Here is a 17900-nt window from a genome sequence, read left to right on the forward strand (position 1 = left end):
TGGCGCTAGCGCTTACCGGGCCTACACTCGTCAGTAGGTCAGGTAAGCGAAGCGCCACCTGACACCACAAACCGCACCTTAGTGCGCGTCAATAAACACAATCTTCAGCACAAACAGCAGTGCAACAACAATCACGCACGGGCTGAGGTCGCGGAAGCGGCCGGTACCGATCTTCATGACGCAGTAAGAGATAAAGCCCAGCGCGATACCTTCGGTAATCGAGAAGCTGAACGGCATCATCACGGCGGTAATAAACGCCGGCACCGCTTCGGTTAAATCATCCCACTTCACGCGTGACAGGCTGGAGGTCATCAGCACCCCAACGTAGATCAGCGCGCCAGCCGCCGCATACGGAGGAACCATACCCGCCAGCGGAGAGAGGAAGATCACCAGCAGGAACAGAATACCCACCACCACCGCCGTCAGGCCGGTACGGCCGCCCACGGACACGCCGGAAGAGGATTCAATGTACGCGGTAACAGACGACGTGCCGATGAAAGAGCCCGCGACGGAAGAGATGCTATCCACAAACAGCGCCTGCTTCATGCGCGGGAATTTCCCTTTCTCGTCCGCCAGGCCCGCTTTGTCCGTCACGCCAATCAGCGTACCGGAGGAGTCAAACAGGTTCACCAGCATGAAGGAGAAAATCACGCCCGCCAGGCCCAGGTTCAGGGAACCCGCCAGGTCAACGTGACCAATTACGGTTGCGACGCTCGGCGGCGCGGAGACGATGCCGTTATAGTGAACGTCGCCCAGCATCCAGCCCAGCAGGGTGGTAACCACGATGGACACCAGCACCGCCGCGTGAATATTGCGGGAGGCCAGGATCGCGATGATAAAGAAGCCCAGCACGCCCAGCAGCACGTTATGCGAGGTCAGGTGGCCAATGCTCACCAGCGTGTCCGGGTTAGCGACGATCACGCCGGCGTTTTTCAGCCCCATCATCCCGATGAACAGACCAATACCGCTGGTGATGCCCACGCGCAGGCTCACGGGAATGTTCGCAATCATCCAGTAACGCACGCGGAAAATGGTCAGCAGCAGCAGGCCAATCGCGCCCCAGAAGATGGCGCCCATGCCCACCTGCCACGGCAGGCCCATCGCCTGAACCACCACGAACGCGAAGAACGCATTCAGGCCCATTGCTGGTGCCAGCGCAACCGGCAGGTTAGCGAACACGCCCATCAGGATGCTGCCAAGCGCCGCAATCAGACAGGTGGTTACGAAGACGGCGCTGGTATCCATGCCAGCGACGCCCAGAATTTGAGGGTTCACAAAAACGATATAGACCATCGTCAGGAAGGTGGTGAAACCGGCGATCACTTCGGTGCGTGCCGTTGTGCCGTGCTCGCGCAGTTTAAACACGCGCTCAAGCAGACCCTGACCAGATGTCTGGGTAGTGTGTTGTTGACTCATCATCAATTTCCGAACAAGGAGGGAAAATTCGTCGCTATCCTATACCAAAATGCGACAATAGTGGCGGTTACGTGATACTTTTTTCATTGAATTTGCTTATACGGCAACGATTGCGTGCCGGTGAACTGCCGTACGTAAACGTTAAACTGGTTAAAAGGGAAAGGCATGTCCGGAATTGAAGCGGTATTTTTCGACTGCGACGGAACGCTGGTCGACAGTGAGGTCATTTGTTCCCGCGCGTATGTCACCATGTTCCAGGAATTTGGCATTACGCTGGAACTTGAAGAGGTGTTTAAGCGCTTTAAGGGCGTAAAGCTCTACGAGATCATCGACATCATTAACGAAGAACACGGCGTGGATCTGGCGAAAGCGGAGCTGGAGCCGGTCTACCGCGCCGAGGTTGCACGCCTGTTCGATTCGGAGCTGGAGGTGATTCCGGGCGCAAACGCGCTGCTGGAGGCCATGACGGTGCCAGTCTGCGTCGTCTCCAACGGTCCGGTCAGCAAAATGCAGCACTCGCTCGGCAAGCTTAATATGCTGCACCACTTCCCGGAAAAGCTGTTCAGCGGCTACGATATCCAGCGCTGGAAGCCGGACCCGGCGCTGATGTTCCATGCGGCGAAAGCGATGAACGTCAACGTGGAGAACTGCATTCTGGTGGATGACTCGTCCGCGGGCGCGCAGTCGGGCATTGATGCCGGGATGGAGGTGTTTTACTTCTGTGCCGATCCGCACAACAAGCCGATCGTTCATCCAAAAGTAACGACCTTTACCGATCTGGCGCAGTTGCCCGAGCTGTGGAAGGCGCGCGGGTGGGATATTACTCGCTGAAAAAACAAAGCCGGATGGCGCTAGCGCTTATCCGGCCTACAGGATGCGTAGGGCGGGTAAGCGCTAGCGCCACCCGCCGCAATCATCACTCTTTCGGGTCTTTACCCGCCAGCAGCTTGTCCAGCTCGTCGCCGCCGACGTGACGGAAGTCCTGACCCTTCACGAAGTAGAAAATGTATTCGCAAATGTTCTGGCAGCGGTCGCCGATACGCTCGATAGAGCGCGCGCAGAACAGGGCCGTCAGCACGCTTGGGATCGTGCGTGAATCTTCCATCATGTAGGTCATCAGCTGACGCACGATGCCTTCATACTCCTGGTCGACCTTCTTGTCTTCACGGTAAATACGTACCGCTTCGTCCAGATCCATACGCGCAAAGGCATCCAGCACGTCGTGCAGCATCTGCACGGTGTGGCGGCCCAGCGACTCCAGGCTCACCAGCAGCGGCTGGTGCTGCTGAGAGAACTTCTCCAGCGCGGTGCGGCAGATTTTATCGGCAACGTCACCAATACGCTCCAGCTCGGCGATGGTTTTGATGATCGCCATCACCAGACGCAGGTCGCTCGCCGTCGGCTGACGTTTCGCGATAATGCGCACGCAGGCTTCGTCGATCGCGACTTCCATCATGTTGACGTTTTTGTCGCCTTCAATGACGCGCTTCGCCAGCTCGCTGTCCTGGTTGTGCATTGCCGTAATCGCATCGGAAAGCTGCTGCTCAACCATGCCGCCCATGGTCATTACCTGCGTGCGAATACTTTCCAGCTCTGCGTTGAACTGGCCTGAAATGTGTTTATTAAGATTGAGATTGTCCATCGCGCGCTCCTGAATCAACCGTAACGACCGGTGATATAGTCTTCTGTTTGCTTTTTAGCGGGCTTGGTGAACAGATCGTCCGTGTTACTGAACTCAATCAACTCGCCCAGGTACATAAACGCCGTATGATCGGAGCAACGCGCAGCCTGCTGCATGTTGTGGGTCACGATAACCACGGTGTAATCCTGCTTCAGCTCGGTGATCAGCTCTTCAATACGGCCGGTTGAGATCGGGTCCAGCGCTGAACACGGCTCATCCAGCAGCAACACTTCCGGGCGAATCGCAATACCGCGCGCAATGCACAGACGCTGCTGCTGACCACCGGAGAGAGAGTAACCGCTCTGGTGAAGTTTATCTTTGGTTTCGTTCCATAATGCGGCCTTGGTCAATGCCCACTGCACGCGCTCGTCCATATCGGCACGGGAGAGCTTTTCAAACAGGCGAACGCCAAAGGCGATGTTGTCATAAATGGACATCGGGAACGGCGTGGGTTTCTGGAACACCATCCCCACTTTCGCGCGCAGCAGGGCGATATCCTGCGCCTGGGTCAGAATGTTTTCGCCGTCGAGGATAATTTCACCTTCAGCGCGCTGCTCCGGATAGAGCGAATACATTTTGTTAAAGGTACGCAGCAGCGTGGATTTCCCACAGCCGGACGGACCGATAAATGCCGTGACCTGGTTCTTCGCGATATCCAGGTTGATGTTCTTCAGGGCATGGAATTTGCCGTAGTAGAAGTTCAAATCACGAACCTGAATCTTACCCGGGGCAGTATCAACCATACTCATTGACTCATTTCCTCATTCGGCGCCGCGAGCTGCCGCGCCGTAAAAAATTAACCGTGTTTCTTCTTCGCGAAAATGACGCGCGCCAGAATGTTCAGCAACAGTACGCAAAGGGTAATGATCAGCACGCCGGCCCAGGCCAGCTGCTGCCATTCCGCGAAGGGGCTCATCGCAAATTTAAAGATCGTCACCGGCAGGTTGGCGATCGGCTGCATCATGTCCGTGCTCCAGAACTGGTTGGAGAGGGAGGTAAACAGCAGCGGCGCCGTTTCACCGGCAATACGCGCAACGGCCAGCAGAATACCGGTCATGATCCCGGAAACGGACGCTTTCAGCGTAATCGCAGAAATCATCTTCCATTTCGGCGTACCCAACGCATAAGCCGCTTCACGCAGGCTGTCCGGCACCAGTTTCAACATGTTCTCGGTAGTACGAATGACAATCGGCACCTGCAGCAGCGCCAGCGCAATCACGCCAGCCCAGCCGGAGAAGTGTTCCATCTGCGCCACCACCACGGTGTAAACAAACAGACCCACGACGATAGACGGTGCAGACAGCAAAATGTCGTTGATGAAGCGAATGACTTCCGCGAGCACGGATTTACGACCGTATTCAGCCAGGTAGATACCGGCCATGATGCCCAGCGGCGTGCCGAAGACCGTTGCCCAGAGGATCAGCAAGCCGCTGCCCGCCAGGGCATTCGCCAGGCCACCGCCCGCCGTGTTTGGCGGCGGCGTCATTTCGGTGAACAGCGACAGGGACATCCCGTCTATCCCGCGAACGACCGTCGAGAAGAGGATCCAGACCAGCCAGAACAGGCCGAATGCCATTGTCGCCATAGAGAGCGTCAACGCAATACGGTTTTTCATGCGGCGTCTGGCCTGCATTTTGCGGCGGGATTCCGCCAGTTCAGCGGTAGCTTGCATTTCGAGAGTGGCCATTAGCGTGCTCCCTCATTTTTAGCGAGGCGCATAATCATCAGTTTGGAAATCGCCAGAACAATGAAGGTGATAACGAACAGAATCAGGCCCAGCTCCATCAGCGCCGCCACGTGCAGCCCCGATTCCGCTTCCGCAAATTCATTCGCCAGCGCCGAGGTAATACTGTTACCCGGCATGTAGAGCGACGCGCTGTCGAGCTGGTAGGTGTTACCGATGATAAAGGTCACCGCCATGGTTTCACCCAGCGCACGACCCAGGCCCAGCATCACGCCGCCGATCACCCCATTTTTGGTGAACGGAAGGACAATGCGCCAGATCACTTCCCAGGTGGTGCAGCCGATGCCGTAGGCCGACTCTTTCATCATCACCGGCGTTTGTTCGAAGACATCGCGCATGACCGCCGCAATGTACGGAATAATCATGATGGCGAGGATCACCCCAGCCGCCAGAATGCCGATACCGAACGCCGGGCCAGAGAACAGCGCCCCGACAAACGGAATGGCGGAAAGCACATTGCCAACCGGCTCCTGGAAGTACGTGGCGAACAGCGGAGCAAAGATAAACAGGCCCCACATGCCGTAGACGATACTCGGAATGGCCGCCAGCAGTTCAATGGCGATACCCAGCGGGCGACGCAGCCAGCCTGGCGCCAGCTCCGTCAGGAACAGGGCAATACCAAAGCTCACCGGAACCGCAATCAGCAGGGCGATGAACGAGGTCACCAGCGTACCGTAAATGGGCACCAGCGCACCGTAAACGTCGTTCGGCGCGTCCCACTCTTTGGTCCACAGGAAGGAGAAACCGAATTTCTGGATGCTCGGCCATGAGGAGAAAATCAGAGACACGATAATGCCGCCCAGCAGCAATAGCACAATCAGCGCAGCCAGTTTGACCAGCGCGCTGAAAATCATGTCACCTTTTTTACCCGGAGGGTTAAATGCAGGCTTGGTTGCAGCCATAAATTACTCTTCTGTTAAACGCGTTTACGAAATCGCCGGGTGGCGCTTACGCTTACCCGGCCTACAGTCGGAACCGTAGGGCGGGTAAGCATAAGCGCCACCCGCCATTTTCGTCAGAATGCTAAATTAATACAATGCTTTACCGCTGCTGTCTTTCACGTTGGTTTTCCATGCAGCGCGAATCTGCTCAACCACGTTGTCTGGCAGGGTGGCGTAATCCAGAGCGTTAGCCTGTTTGCCGCCGTTTTTGTATGCCCAGTCGAAGAACTTCAGCACTTCTGCGCCCTGCTCAGGTTTCTTCTGCTCTTTGTGCACCAGGATGAAGGTGGTAGAGGTGATTGGCCATGCACCTTCGCCCTTCTGGTTAGTCAGATCCTGCGCAAAGGATTTGCTCCAGTCAGCGCCTTTGGCGGCGTTAGCAAAGTTCTCTTCGGTCGGGCTAACCGGTTTGCCGTCGGCGGAAACCAGTTTGGTGTAGGACAGGTTGTTCTGCTTCGCGTAGGCATACTCTACGTAGCCGATGGAACCCGGCAGACGCTGAACGAACGCGGCGATACCGTCGTTACCTTTACCGCCCAGACCGGTAGGCCAGTTAACGGTAGAGCCGGAGCCGACTTTAGATTTCCACTCTTCGTTCACTTTCGCCAGGTAGCTGGTGAACACGAAAGAGGTACCGGAACCATCCGCGCGGCGCACCACGGCGATGTTCTGAGAAGGCAGCTTCAGGCCTGGGTTGAGTTTAGCGATCGCTTCGTCATCCCATTTTTTGATTTTGCCCAGGTAGATGTCGCCCAGGGTTTTGCCGTCCAGCACCAGCTCGCCCGACTTCACGCCCGGCAGGTTGATGGCCAGAACCACGCCACCGATCACGGTAGGGAACTGGAACAGGCCTTCCTGAGCCAGTTTGTCATCAGACAGCGGAGCATCAGATGCGCCGAAATCAACCGTGTTCGCGGTAATTTGTTTCACGCCACCGGAGGAGCCGATACCCTGATAGTTAACCTTGTTACCGGTTTCTTTCTGGTAGGTATCCGCCCATTTGGCATACACCGGCGCAGGGAAGGTTGCACCAGCGCCAGTCAGGCTTGCTTCTGCAAATACAGAGAACGCGCTCAGAGATAAGGTCGCGGCGACAACAGTTGCGACAGTGGTACGCATAACTTTCATAATGTCTCCTGCAAGATTTTCGTAAATCGTTGTTTAGTGGCTACGATGAGCAAAATAGGACAAACAGGTGACAGATAAATGTACGAATTATGACAGTTTTATGACAACGGAAATTTAACTTAAAAAAAAGCAAAATAAACCTTAAATTTCATTACGTTAGCCACTTTTATGACAAGACGTTTTCAGAAATATTTTCTTTATGTGACACTCAAAAAAGTAGCTGAAGATGACAAATTGTCATTATTAAAAACGAGAAAGGAGTGATGAAAAACAAGCCGGGCGGGATAAAAAAGCTCCACCCGAAGGTGGAGCCTGAAGGGATTATTCTACGGTAACGGATTTCGCCAGGTTACGCGGCTGGTCAACGTCGGTGCCTTTGATCAGCGCCACGTGATAGGCCAGAAGCTGCAGCGGAACGGTGTAGAAGATCGGCGCAATCACCTCTTCCACATGCGGCATCTCGATGATGTGCATGTTGTCATTGCTGACAAAACCGGCATCTTTGTCGGCGAAGACGTACAGGACACCGCCGCGGGCGCGTACTTCCTCGATGTTAGATTTCAGTTTCTCCAGCAGTTCGTTGTTCGGCGCAACAACGATCACCGGCATGTCTGCATCAATCAGCGCCAGCGGGCCGTGCTTCAGCTCGCCTGCCGCGTATGCTTCAGCGTGAATGTAGGAGATCTCTTTCAGCTTCAGCGCGCCTTCCAGCGCAATTGGATACTGATCGCCACGACCCAGGAACAGGGCGTGATGTTTGTCAGAGAAATCTTCCGCCAGGGCTTCAATGCGTTTGTCCTGAGACAGCATCTGCTCAATACGGCTCGGCAGCGCCTGCAGGCCGTGAACGATATCATGCTCAACGGAAGCATCTTCGCCCTTCAGGCGCGCCAGCTTCGCCACCAGCATCAGCAGAACGGTCAGCTGAGTAGTAAACGCTTTGGTGGAGGCCACGCCGATTTCGGTGCCTGCTTTGGTCATCAGCGCCAGATCGGATTCACGCACCAGGGAAGAGCCCGGAACGTTACAGATGGCCAGCGAGCCCAGGTAACCCAGCTCTTTAGAGAGACGCAGCGCGGCCAGCGTGTCCGCCGTTTCGCCAGACTGGGAAAGAGTGATCATCAGGCTGTTACGGCGTACCGCTGACTTGCGGTAGCGGAATTCAGACGCGATTTCCACATCGCACGGCACGCCCGCCAGGGATTCAAACCAGTAGCGAGAAACCATACCGGAGTTATACGAAGTACCGCAGGCCACGATCTGAATATGCTCTACCTTGCCGAGCAGTTCGTTCGCGTTTGCGCCCAGCTCGCTCAGATCCACTTCACCGTGGCTGATGCGCCCGGTGAGGGTGTTTTTGATGGCGTTCGGCTGCTCGTAGATCTCTTTCTGCATGTAGTGACGGTAAGCGCCTTTGTCGCCCGCGTCGTACTGCAGATTCGATTCGATCTCCTGACGCTTCACCTGCTCGCCTTTGGTATCGAAGACGGTAACGCTGCGACGGGTCACTTCCGCGATATCACCCTCTTCAAGGAAGATAAAGCGACGGGTAACCGGCAGGAGCGCCAGCTGGTCAGACGCGATAAAGTTTTCGCCCATGCCCAGACCGATCACCATCGGGCTACCGGAACGCGCTGCCAGCAGCGTGGACGGATCGCGGGAATCCATGATCACCGTACCGTACGCACCGCGCAGCTGAGGGATAGCGCGCAGCACCGCATCACGCAGTGTACCGCCCTGCTTCAGCTCCCAGTGCACCAGGTGAGCAATCACTTCGGTGTCGGTTTCAGAGACGAAGGTGTAGCCGCGCGCTTTCAGTTCTTCGCGCAGCGGTTCGTGGTTTTCAATAATGCCGTTATGCACCACCACGATGTGTTCAGACACATGCGGGTGCGCGTTACCTTCAGACGGTTCGCCGTGCGTCGCCCAGCGGGTGTGCGCAATACCGGTACCACCGTGCAGCGGATGTTCTTCCGCGGCCTGGGCCAGCATCTGCACTTTACCGAGACGGCGCAGACGGGTCATGTGACCTTCTGCATCGACGACGGCCAGACCGGCAGAGTCGTAACCACGGTATTCCAGACGACGTAAACCTTCGAGAAGGATTTCAGCAATATCACGCTGCGCAACTGCGCCAACAATTCCACACATATTTTAGATTCCGAATTTAGGCATTATGCCTGCGTTGTCGCTGACCTGTATTTACCCTACGTCTTTCACGCTGCGGCTGCGTTGGCTTCTCGTACTCGCCACGGTCACTTACTTAAGTAAGCTCCCATGGACTCATACGCTTGCCGCCTTGCCACAGCGCGAAATCCTTTGGGTAATGCCCTTTCCGGGCGCCCCGAGCCTTGTAGAGAGTGGGGTTATTTTTATGGGTACTACTTGTGGGGGGAAATATATATTTATCTCCTCTCCCGGGTTTGCCTGATGACGGCTACGCCTTATCAGGCCTACTCAATCGTAGGGCGGGTAAGCGTAGCGCCACCCGCCTTGTTGTTACTTTTTCTTCACAGGGCGTTTCCAGCCCTGCTTGTGAACCTGCGGCACGCGGCTGAGCACCAGCTCATTATCGGCGACGTCTCGCGTCACCGTCGTCCCGGCAGCAATCGTTACCCCGTTACCCACGGTAACAGGCGCCACCAGCTGCGTATCCGAGCCCACGAATACATCATCACCGATGATGGTTTTAAATTTATTCGCGCCGTCATAGTTACAGGTGATCGTCCCTGCACCAATATTCACGTTGTCGCCAATTTCCGCGTCGCCCAGATAGGTCAGATGGCCGGCCTTTGAGCCTTTCCCCAGACGCGCTTTTTTCATTTCGACGAAGTTACCCACGTGAGCGCCTTCCAGCAGCTCAGCCCCCGGGCGCAGGCGCGCGAACGGGCCGATGGTGCAGGCTGCATCCAGACGGGCGTCTTCCACCACGCTGTACGGGCTGATTTCGCAGTCGTCGCCGATAACGCTGTTTTTAATCACGCAGCCGGCGCCAATTTTGACGCGGTTGCCCAGCGTGACGTGACCTTCGAGGATAACGTTAGTATCAATTTCAACGTCACGCCCGTGAGATAACGAACCACGCAGATCGAAACGCGCCGGATCGCGCAGCATCACGCCTGCCAGCAGCAGTTTTTCAGCCTGTTCGGACTGATAAACGCGCTCCAGACGGGAAAGCTGAAGGCGGTTATTCACCCCTTCGGTTTCGCTAATACGCGCCGGATGAACCGCCGCAATCTCGCGCCCTTCACGGTACGCCATCGCGATGATGTCGGTGATGTAGTATTCACCCTGCGCGTTATTGTTGTTGAGATTCGACAGCCAGCGCTTCATATCCGCGCCGTTGGCAATCAGGATACCGGTGTTGATCTCCTGAATCTGACGCTGTTCGTCGCTGGCATCTTTGTGTTCAACGATCCCCGTTACGCTGCCGTTTTCACGGGTGATGCGGCCATAACCGCTGGGATCGTCCAGCACGACGGTCAGCAAACCGATGCCGCCCTGCGGTTTGGCTTCACGCAGGCGGGTCAGGGTCTCAACGGAGATCAGCGGGACATCGCCGTAGAGCATCAAAATGTCTTCGTCATCCGCAAAGAAGGGCGCTGCCTGCTGCATCGCATGGCCAGTACCCAGCTGTTCGGCCTGAAGCACCCAGTTGAGCTTGTCGTCGCTCAGCGTTTCTTTAAGCAGATCGCCGCCGTGGCCGTAGACCAGGTGAACCTGGCGGGCACCCAGTTCATTCGCTGCATCAATGACATGCTGCACCATTGGCTTTCCTGCAAGCGTGTGGAGCACCTTCGGCAGATCGGAATACATGCGGGTCCCTTTGCCAGCGGCAAGGATCACCACGCTCATCGCACTGTTTGACATACGCATCCTGACGGTAGTTTGAGTGTGAAGTAAAAACGTTTAATGCTTAAAATTCTACATCTTTTTCATCATGAATTAAGCTTGTAAAAAAAAAGCCAGCCTGGTATCCAGACTGGCTTTTGTGCTTTTCAAGCCGGTGTTACATCGCTTTTTTGGTCAACTCGATAACGCGCAGTTTCGCGATCGCTTTGGCCAGCTCCGCAGACGCCTGAGCGTAATCCACGTCACCATGAGAGCTGCTAATGTGCTCTTCAGCCTTACGCTTCGATTCCAGGGCTCGCGCTTCGTCGAGATCCTGGCCACGAATAGCGGTATCGGCCAGAACGGTCACACTGCCAGGCTGCACTTCAAGAATGCCGCCGGACAGATAGATAAACTCTTCGTGACCGAACTGTTTAACGATGCGGATCATACCAGGCTTAATGGCGGTGAGCAGCGGTGCGTGACCCGGGAAAATACCCAGTTCACCTTCACTACCCGTTACCTGGATTTTCTCGACCAGACCAGAGAACATTTGTTGCTCTGCGCTGACGACGTCCAGGTGGTAAGTCATTGCCATATCACCCTCCGATTAAGGCGTTAAAGTTTTTTGGCTTTTTCCACTGCTTCTTCGATGGAACCAACCATGTAGAACGCCTGCTCCGGCAGGTGATCGTATTCGCCTTCCATGATGCCTTTGAAGCCACGGATGGTGTCTTTCAGAGAAACGTATTTACCTGGAGAACCGGTGAATACTTCCGCAACGAAGAACGGCTGGGACAGGAAGCGCTGGATCTTACGCGCGCGTGCTACCACCAGTTTGTCTTCTTCAGACAGCTCATCCATACCCAGGATGGCGATAATGTCTTTCAGTTCCTGGTAACGCTGCAGCAGGGACTGTACGCCACGCGCGGTGTCGTAGTGTTCCTGACCCACAACCAGTGGATCCAGCTGACGGCTGGTGGAGTCCAGCGGGTCAACGGCCGGGTAGATACCCAGAGACGCGATCTGACGGCTCAGTACCACGGTTGCGTCTAAGTGCGCAAAGGTGGTGGCTGGAGATGGGTCAGTCAAGTCATCCGCAGGTACGTATACCGCCTGAACGGAGGTGATAGAACCGGTTTTGGTAGAGGTGATACGTTCCTGAAGAACACCCATCTCTTCCGCCAGCGTAGGCTGATAACCTACCGCTGAAGGCATACGACCCAGCAGTGCAGATACTTCCGTACCGGCCAGGGTGTAACGATAGATGTTATCAACAAACAGCAGAACGTCACGGCCTTCGTCACGGAACTTCTCAGCCATTGTCAGACCGGTCAGCGCAACGCGCAGACGGTTTCCAGGTGGCTCGTTCATCTGGCCGTAAACCAGGGATACTTTGTCCAGAACGTTGGAGTCGGTCATTTCGTGGTAGAAGTCGTTACCCTCACGAGTACGTTCACCTACGCCCGCAAACACAGAGTAACCGGAGTGCTCGATCGCGATGTTACGGATCAGCTCCATCATGTTTACGGTTTTACCTACACCCGCACCACCGAACAGACCGACTTTACCGCCCTTCGCGAACGGACACATCAGGTCGATAACTTTGATACCGGTTTCCAGCAGTTCCTGAGAGCTGGACAGCTCTTCGTAGGAAGGTGCCGCACGGTGGATAGCCCAACGCTCTTCTTCACCGATGTCGCCTTTCATGTCGATTGGTTGACCCAATACGTTCATGATACGACCCAGTGTTGCTTTACCTACCGGGACTTCGATCGGGTGCTCAAGGTCTTTAACTTCCAGACCACGACGCAGACCGTCGGAAGAACCCATCGCGATGGTACGCACGATACCGCCGCCGAGCTGCTGCTGAACTTCCAGCACCAGGCTCTCGTTACCATTCTGTACCTCAAGCGCGTCGTACACGCGTGGTACGGCGTCCTGAGGGAACTCGACGTCCACCACGGCGCCGATTACCTGGACAATCTTTCCAGTAGCCATCTTGAATCCTCTACGTAATTCGTAAACCTGGTTAAACCGCGGCGGCCCCCGAGACGATCTCGGTGAGTTCCTGAGTAATGCTGGCCTGACGAGCTTTGTTGTAAACCAACTGCAGCTCTTTAATCAGGCTGCCGCCATTATCGGTCGCGGCTTTCATCGCCACCATTCGTGCGGCCTGCTCGCTGGCCAGGTTTTCTACAACGCCCTGATAAACCTGTGATTCAACGTAACGACGCAGCAGGGTATCCAGCAGCGGTTTCGGATCGGGTTCATACAGGTAATCCCAGGCTTTGTGCTTCAGCTCGTCATCTTCTGATGCCGGTAAAGGCAGCATCTGAGTGATCGTAGGCACCTGAGACATGGTGTTAATAAATTTGTTGCTGACAACGTACAGTCTGTCCAGACGGCCTTCATCGTAGGCCTGCAACATCACTTTAACCGGGCCGATCAGTTCGGACAGGGACGGGTTATCACCCATACCGGTCACCTGAGCGACAATGTTGCCACCAACGGAGTTAAAGAAAGAGACGCCTTTAGAGCCGATCATTGCGATATCGCACTGAACGCCTTTTTCAGACCATGCTTTCATATCCGCCAGCAGTTTTTTGAACAGGTTAATGTTCAAGCCGCCACACAGACCACGGTCGGTCGACACCACCAGGTAGCCCACGCGCTTAACGTCGCGTTCTTCCAGGTAAGGGTGCTTATATTCCAGATTACCGTTTGCAAGGTGACCAATCACTTTGCGCATGGTTTCTGCATAAGGACGGCTGGCCGCCATGCGATCCTGCGATTTACGCATTTTGGAAGCGGCGACCATCTCCATCGCTTTAGTGATCTTTTGCGTGTTCTGGACGCTTGCGATCTTACTACGTATCTCTTTTGCGCCGGCCATGAGCTTCTCCTCAATGCCAGGCGGCTTGTCCTGAGACAAGCCGCCGGACGATTACCAGGATTGGGTTGCTTTGAAGGAATCGAGGATAGCTTTCAGCTTGCCTTCGATTTCGTCGTTATAGCCACCGGTCTGGTTGATCTCTTGCATCAGCGGAGCGTGATCACGGTCGACGTAAGCCAGCAGAGCGGCTTCGAAGCTACCGATTTTCGCCAGTTCCACATCTTCGAGGTAACCGCGTTCAGCCGCGAACAGTACCAGGCCCTGCTGAGCAACAGACATAGGTGCGTACTGTTTCTGCTTCAGCAGCTCGGTCACTTTCTGACCGTGGCTCAGCTGTTTACGGGTTGCTTCGTCCAGATCGGATGCGAACTGAGAGAACGCAGCCAGTTCACGATACTGTGCCAGCGCGGTACGGATACCACCGGACAGTTTCTTGATGATCTTGGTCTGAGCAGCACCACCAACACGGGATACGGAGATACCCGGGTTAACTGCCGGACGAATACCGGAGTTAAACAGGTTGGTTTCCAGGAAGATCTGACCATCGGTAATGGAGATTACGTTGGTCGGAACGAACGCAGAAACGTCACCCGCCTGGGTTTCAATGATCGGCAGAGCGGTCAGTGAGCCCGTTTTACCCTTCACTTCACCTTTGGTGAAGTTCTCGACGTATTCCGCGTTAACGCGGGAAGCACGCTCCAGCAGACGAGAGTGGAGGTAGAATACGTCGCCAGGGAATGCTTCACGTCCAGGTGGACGACGGAGCAGCAGGGAAACCTGACGATAAGCAACAGCCTGTTTAGACAGGTCATCGTATACGATCAGCGCATCTTCACCGCGGTCACGGAAGTATTCGCCCATTGCGCAACCGGCGTATGGCGCCAGGTATTGCAGTGCAGCAGATTCAGAAGCGGTAGCCACAACAACGATGGTGTTAGCCAGCGCGCCGTGCTCTTCCAGTTTACGAACCACGTTGGAAATGGTGGACGCTTTCTGGCCGATGGCCACGTACACACATTTGATACCGGAGTCACGCTGGTTGATGATGGCGTCAACAGCCATCGCGGTTTTACCGGTCTGACGGTCACCGATGATCAGTTCACGCTGACCACGACCGATTGGGATCATGGCATCAACGGACTTATAACCTGTCTGAACAGGCTGATCGACGGACTGACGATCGATAACGCCTGGTGCGATAACTTCGATTGGGGAGAAGCCATCGTGCTCAACCGGACCTTTACCGTCGATTGGCGCACCCAGGGTGTTAACAACGCGACCCAGCAGGCCACGGCCAACCGGCACTTCCAGAATACGGCCAGTACACTTAACCTTCATGCCTTCGGCGAGGTCAGCGTATGGACCCATCACAACTGCACCAACGGAGTCGCGCTCCAGGTTCAGTGCGATAGCGTAACGGTTACCCGGCAGGGAAATCATCTCACCCTGCATACAATCGGCCAGGCCGTGGATGCGGATAACACCGTCACTTACAGAAACAATAGTACCTTCGTTGTGAGCTTCACTCACAACATTGAACTGAGCAATGCGCTGCTTGATCAGTTCGCTGATTTCGGTGGAATTCAGTTGCATGCTCCAGTCCCCTTAAGACTGCAAGACGTCTGCAAGGCGCTCAAGACGGCCGCGTACGCTGCCATCAATGACCATATCACCCGAGCGGATGATTACGCCTGCCATTACAGACTTATCGATTTTGCAATTCAGCTTAACTTTGCGTGACAGACGTTTTTCCATCGCGGCGGTGATTTTCGCAAGCTGTTCGTCACTCAGTTCAGTTGCAGAAGTCACTTCGACTTCAGCGGTAGCTTCACTAAGGGCACGTAAGTGCTCAAACTGCTCGAGAACATCCGGGAGCACACGGAGACGACCATTTTCTGCCATCACCTTAATCAGGTTCTGGCCGTTGGCATCCAGTTGCTCTCCGCACACGGCGATAAACGACGCGGCGAGAGTTTCAGGTGCTAACGCACCGGAAAGCAATTCGGCCATTTGTTCGTTTTTCGTCACCTCAGCGGCAAACGCCAGCATATTCTGCCAGCGATCGACATTTTGGTGTTCGATAGCAAAGTCAAAAGCTGCTTTGGCGTAGGGGCGAGCTACCGTAACAAATTCAGACATCAGCCCCTCCCTCCTTACAGTTCAGCGACAAGTTTGTCCACGATGTCGCTGTTAGCAGCTTCATCCACGGAACGTTCGATGATCTTCTCGGCGCCAGCAACAGCCAGAATCGCAACCTGCTTACGCAGTTCTTCACGAGCACGTTTACGCTCAGCTTCAATTTCAGCCTGAGCCTGTGTCACGATCTTAGTACGTTCCTGTTCTGCTTCAGCTTTGGCTTCGTCCAGGATCTGCGAACGGCGTTTGTTAGCCTGTTCGATGATAACCTGAGCTTCCGCTTTCGCTTTTTTCAGCTGGTCTGTCGCGTTGGCCTGTGCAAGGTCCAAATCTTTCTTAGCGCGTTCTGCAGAAGCCAGACCGTCAGCAATTTCTTTCTGACGTTTTTCGATGGCAGCCATTAAAGGCGGCCATACATACTTCATGCAGAACCAGACAAAGAGAATAAACGCGATGGCCTGGCCGAGGATTGTTGCGTTCATGTTCACAGCACAATACCTCTTTAATATCTGTGGCTTAGGGTTTTAAAACTACTACTACGCGACAGCAAACATCACGTACAGACCCAGACCTACAGCGATCATTGGGATAGCATCCACCAGACCCATAACGATAAAGAACTGAGTACGCAGCAGAGGAATCAGATCAGGTTGACGCGCTGCGCCTTCCAGGAATTTGCCCCCGAGGATGCCGATACCGATCGCAGCACCGATAGCCGCCAGACCCATCATCACAGCGGCAGCCATGTACAGCAGATCCATATTCAGGTTTTCCATGACAGTCTCCAGTTTGTTTCAATTAAAACGTAGTAGTGTTGGTAAAAAATCAGTGCTCTTCAGACGCCATCGACAGATAGACGATCGTCAGAACCATGAAGATAAAGGCTTGCAGCGTAATGATCAGGATGTGGAAAATGGCCCACGGCACATTCAGAACCCACTGTGACCACCACGGCAGAAGACCCGCGATCAGAATGAAAATCAGCTCACCCGCATACATGTTGCCGAACAGTCGCAGACCCAGTGAAACAGGTTTGGACAGCAGGCTAACGCCTTCCAGGATCAGGTTGACCGGAATAAACGCCCAGTGGTTGAACGGCTGCAAGGTAAGCTCTTTCACAAAGCCGCTTACGCCTTTCATTTTGATGCTGTAGAAAAGAATCAGGATAAACACGCCCAGCGCCATCGACAGGGTGATGTTCACGTCCGCAGACGGTACCACACGCAGCGCAGGCAGGCCGAAGATGTGCTCGCCGATAAACGGCAGCAGATCGATTGGCAGCAGGTCCATCAGGTTCATCAGGAAGACCCAAACGAACACGGTCAGGGCCAGCGGAGCAATCAGCTTGCTCTTACCATGGTACATGTCTTTCACGCTGCCATGGACGAAGCCGATGATCATCTCAACGAACGTCTGGAATTTCCCTGGAACACCGCTGGTCGCTCGTTTAGCAACACCGCGGAACATGGCCAGGAACAGAAGACCCAAAACCACCGAGAAGAACATGGAGTCGATGTTGATCGTCCAGAAGGTGGCCGGGGGGTTATGTGGATCCACCAGCGAGAATGTACGCAGGTCCAGCTGAAGGTTATTCAGATGGTGACCTATGTAATCCTGCGGCGTCATATTTTCTGAAGCCATGATGCCTTTTACCCTTTGTTATTGATTACAGCTGGAGCCAGAACTTGTACCACCAGCACCAAAACCCACGTTGCTATCAGCGGCATGAAGACCACTTTCAAAACCGCCAGCGCCATCACCAGTAGAGCAAAGGTCAGCAACACCTTACAGACTTCGCCGAGGGCGAAGGACCAGGCCACGCGGCCTTTGGCGGGTGTATGCGCCTGATGACGCCAGGCAAAAATCATAAACAACACGTTTGGCAGCACTACCGCCAAACCCCCGCACACGGCGGAGATGCCCCAGAAGGGGTCTTTGAGGCTAAACAGCAGTCCACTTGCTATCACAGCCAGAAACTGAATGAACAGAAGCTTACGAGCAACGTTTCTACTCAAGAGCGACACAGACATCACGTTTTTACTCCTGCTCCCTTCGAGGTATGCCGCGTGTCGTATAAAACGTCCTTTAAGGCTCAGAGTCAAGCATCAAAAAGCGGTCAAATTATAC

18 protein-coding genes are annotated in these 17900 nt (G+C 54.7%); 1 reads left to right on the forward strand and 17 read right to left on the reverse strand.

Going from position 1 to position 17900, the window contains the following annotated elements; translation table 11 throughout:
- Positions 1–78: 78 nt before the first annotated feature.
- A complete protein-coding gene (adeP, locus tag ACJBF3_RS20035; RefSeq protein ID WP_145974510.1) occupies positions 79–1416 on the reverse strand; it encodes an adenine permease AdeP in 1338 nt (445 codons plus the stop codon).
- A 165-nt stretch (positions 1417–1581) separates the two neighbouring features.
- Here adeP and yieH point away from each other — a divergent pair, with 165 nt between their 5' ends.
- The gene (gene yieH / locus ACJBF3_RS20040) at positions 1582–2247 is read left to right on the forward strand and encodes a 6-phosphogluconate phosphatase (RefSeq protein WP_045331212.1); all 666 of its coding nucleotides are present in this window, start codon (positions 1582–1584) and stop codon (positions 2245–2247) included.
- A gap of 85 nt (positions 2248–2332) precedes the next feature.
- On the opposite strand, the gene phoU is transcribed toward yieH, so the two are convergent.
- From phoU to atpI, 16 genes are all read right to left on the reverse strand, one after another.
- A complete protein-coding gene (gene phoU, locus ACJBF3_RS20045; protein WP_008500182.1) occupies positions 2333–3058 on the reverse strand; it encodes a phosphate signaling complex protein PhoU in 726 nt (241 codons plus the stop codon).
- Positions 3059–3072: 14 nt separating this feature from the next.
- A complete protein-coding gene (gene pstB, locus ACJBF3_RS20050) occupies positions 3073–3846 on the reverse strand; it encodes a phosphate ABC transporter ATP-binding protein PstB (protein WP_008500183.1) in 774 nt (257 codons plus the stop codon).
- A 47-nt stretch (positions 3847–3893) separates the two neighbouring features.
- Entirely contained in the window at positions 3894–4784 is an 891-nt protein-coding gene (pstA, locus tag ACJBF3_RS20055) for a phosphate ABC transporter permease PstA (RefSeq protein ID WP_032644259.1), read from the reverse strand.
- Positions 4784–5743 carry a phosphate ABC transporter permease PstC gene (gene pstC, locus ACJBF3_RS20060; protein WP_032644260.1) on the reverse strand — a complete coding sequence of 320 codons (960 nt, stop codon included), beginning with the start codon at positions 5741–5743 and terminating at the stop codon, positions 4784–4786. Before pstC ends, pstA begins: the two co-directional genes overlap by 1 nt.
- Before the next feature lie 126 nt (positions 5744–5869).
- Complete coding sequence (pstS, locus tag ACJBF3_RS20065) at positions 5870–6910, reverse strand: phosphate ABC transporter substrate-binding protein PstS (protein WP_008500186.1); 1041 nt, start codon at positions 6908–6910, stop codon at positions 5870–5872.
- Between the two features lie 321 nt (positions 6911–7231).
- Positions 7232–9061, reverse strand: coding sequence for a glutamine--fructose-6-phosphate transaminase (isomerizing) (gene glmS / locus ACJBF3_RS20070; RefSeq protein ID WP_045331214.1), 1830 nt, complete (start codon positions 9059–9061; stop codon positions 7232–7234).
- Positions 9062–9409: 348 nt separating this feature from the next.
- The gene (gene glmU, locus ACJBF3_RS20075) at positions 9410–10780 is read right to left on the reverse strand and encodes a bifunctional UDP-N-acetylglucosamine diphosphorylase/glucosamine-1-phosphate N-acetyltransferase GlmU (protein ID WP_045331215.1); all 1371 of its coding nucleotides are present in this window, start codon (positions 10778–10780) and stop codon (positions 9410–9412) included.
- Between the two features lie 139 nt (positions 10781–10919).
- Positions 10920–11339 (reverse strand): F0F1 ATP synthase subunit epsilon, encoded by a 420-nt coding sequence (locus ACJBF3_RS20080; RefSeq protein ID WP_006177560.1) that lies wholly within the window; start codon positions 11337–11339, stop codon positions 10920–10922.
- A gap of 20 nt (positions 11340–11359) precedes the next feature.
- On the reverse strand, positions 11360–12742 hold the full coding sequence (gene atpD / locus ACJBF3_RS20085) for a F0F1 ATP synthase subunit beta (RefSeq protein WP_003862362.1): 1383 nt from the start codon (positions 12740–12742) through the stop codon (positions 11360–11362).
- Between the two features lie 31 nt (positions 12743–12773).
- A complete protein-coding gene (atpG, locus tag ACJBF3_RS20090) occupies positions 12774–13637 on the reverse strand; it encodes a F0F1 ATP synthase subunit gamma (protein ID WP_032644272.1) in 864 nt (287 codons plus the stop codon).
- A 51-nt stretch (positions 13638–13688) separates the two neighbouring features.
- Positions 13689–15230: a F0F1 ATP synthase subunit alpha gene (gene atpA / locus ACJBF3_RS20095; RefSeq protein ID WP_045331218.1), complete on the reverse strand. Its 1542-nt coding sequence runs from the start codon at positions 15228–15230 to the stop codon at positions 13689–13691.
- A gap of 12 nt (positions 15231–15242) precedes the next feature.
- Positions 15243–15776: a F0F1 ATP synthase subunit delta gene (gene atpH, locus ACJBF3_RS20100; RefSeq protein WP_008500192.1), complete on the reverse strand. Its 534-nt coding sequence runs from the start codon at positions 15774–15776 to the stop codon at positions 15243–15245.
- A 14-nt stretch (positions 15777–15790) separates the two neighbouring features.
- The gene (atpF, locus tag ACJBF3_RS20105; protein ID WP_003862370.1) at positions 15791–16261 is read right to left on the reverse strand and encodes a F0F1 ATP synthase subunit B; all 471 of its coding nucleotides are present in this window, start codon (positions 16259–16261) and stop codon (positions 15791–15793) included.
- 48 nt (positions 16262–16309) lie between these two features.
- A complete protein-coding gene (gene atpE, locus ACJBF3_RS20110) occupies positions 16310–16549 on the reverse strand; it encodes a F0F1 ATP synthase subunit C (RefSeq protein WP_000429386.1) in 240 nt (79 codons plus the stop codon).
- Between the two features lie 49 nt (positions 16550–16598).
- Positions 16599–17414 (reverse strand): F0F1 ATP synthase subunit A, encoded by an 816-nt coding sequence (gene atpB, locus ACJBF3_RS20115; protein ID WP_032644273.1) that lies wholly within the window; start codon positions 17412–17414, stop codon positions 16599–16601.
- A gap of 8 nt (positions 17415–17422) precedes the next feature.
- The gene (gene atpI / locus ACJBF3_RS20120) at positions 17423–17803 is read right to left on the reverse strand and encodes a F0F1 ATP synthase subunit I (RefSeq protein ID WP_008500194.1); all 381 of its coding nucleotides are present in this window, start codon (positions 17801–17803) and stop codon (positions 17423–17425) included.
- Between the last annotated feature and the right edge of the window lie 97 nt (positions 17804–17900).

Source organism: Enterobacter sp. PP-008-ECC_S150, from assembly GCF_045257065.1.
Taxonomy (GTDB): Bacteria; Pseudomonadota; Gammaproteobacteria; order Enterobacterales; family Enterobacteriaceae; genus Enterobacter; species Enterobacter chengduensis.

Bases quoted from the DNA above. Each gene is read 5' to 3' on its own strand.
- atpB (WP_032644273.1), bottom strand. From the start codon at position 17,414: ATGGCTTCAGAAAATATGACGCCGCAGGATTACATAGGTCACCATCTG.
- glmU (WP_045331215.1), bottom strand. From the start codon at position 10,780: ATGTCAAACAGTGCGATGAGCGTGGTGATCCTTGCCGCTGGCAAAGGG.
- pstS (WP_008500186.1), bottom strand. From the start codon at position 6,910: ATGAAAGTTATGCGTACCACTGTCGCAACTGTTGTCGCCGCGACCTTA.
- atpD (WP_003862362.1), bottom strand. From the start codon at position 12,742: ATGGCTACTGGAAAGATTGTCCAGGTAATCGGCGCCGTGGTGGACGTC.
- atpE (WP_000429386.1), bottom strand. From the start codon at position 16,549: ATGGAAAACCTGAATATGGATCTGCTGTACATGGCTGCCGCTGTGATG.
- pstB (WP_008500183.1), bottom strand. From the start codon at position 3,846: ATGAGTATGGTTGATACTGCCCCGGGTAAGATTCAGGTTCGTGATTTG.
- atpI (WP_008500194.1), bottom strand. From the start codon at position 17,803: ATGTCTGTGTCGCTCTTGAGTAGAAACGTTGCTCGTAAGCTTCTGTTC.
- glmS (WP_045331214.1), bottom strand. From the start codon at position 9,061: ATGTGTGGAATTGTTGGCGCAGTTGCGCAGCGTGATATTGCTGAAATC.
- ACJBF3_RS20080 (WP_006177560.1), bottom strand. From the start codon at position 11,339: ATGGCAATGACTTACCACCTGGACGTCGTCAGCGCAGAGCAACAAATG.
- atpG (WP_032644272.1), bottom strand. From the start codon at position 13,637: ATGGCCGGCGCAAAAGAGATACGTAGTAAGATCGCAAGCGTCCAGAAC.
- pstA (WP_032644259.1), bottom strand. From the start codon at position 4,784: ATGGCCACTCTCGAAATGCAAGCTACCGCTGAACTGGCGGAATCCCGC.
- phoU (WP_008500182.1), bottom strand. From the start codon at position 3,058: ATGGACAATCTCAATCTTAATAAACACATTTCAGGCCAGTTCAACGCA.
- adeP (WP_145974510.1), bottom strand. From the start codon at position 1,416: ATGAGTCAACAACACACTACCCAGACATCTGGTCAGGGTCTGCTTGAG.
- atpA (WP_045331218.1), bottom strand. From the start codon at position 15,230: ATGCAACTGAATTCCACCGAAATCAGCGAACTGATCAAGCAGCGCATT.
- yieH (WP_045331212.1), top strand. From the start codon at position 1,582: ATGTCCGGAATTGAAGCGGTATTTTTCGACTGCGACGGAACGCTGGTC.
- atpH (WP_008500192.1), bottom strand. From the start codon at position 15,776: ATGTCTGAATTTGTTACGGTAGCTCGCCCCTACGCCAAAGCAGCTTTT.
- pstC (WP_032644260.1), bottom strand. From the start codon at position 5,743: ATGGCTGCAACCAAGCCTGCATTTAACCCTCCGGGTAAAAAAGGTGAC.